1 protein-coding gene is annotated in these 255 nt (G+C 53.7%); it reads right to left on the reverse strand.

Translation table 11 applies throughout. The features are described 5' to 3' along the window. Positions 1-255, reverse strand: a 255-nt coding sequence (locus KI367_RS26935; protein ID WP_212953354.1) for a transposase, incomplete at both ends; no start/stop codon positions are given.

Below are 255 nucleotides of genomic sequence, written 5' to 3' on the forward strand. Positions count from 1 at the left end.
CCACGCGCCCGAATGCGACCTAGGCCCAATTTGCGCTTGCCTTCTCCAAATTTTCCTTCGATCGCATTACGCTGTACAGCGTCCTGGCGCTCTTGCCGACGATCGGCGACTTCACTTTGCTCTTTCGAGGGTCTGCCGAGCTTCGGGCCACTAAGGCGAATCCCTAGCGTTTTGCAATAGTTCAGGTTGTCTCGATTGCGGTAGATTTTATCGGCTAGAATGACGGCGGGATAATACCCGAATCGCTGTTTGTAC

It is taken from the genome of Paenibacillus cookii (genome assembly GCF_018333375.1).
In the GTDB taxonomy this organism is placed as follows: domain Bacteria; phylum Bacillota; class Bacilli; order Paenibacillales; family Paenibacillaceae; genus Paenibacillus_AQ; species Paenibacillus_AQ cookii.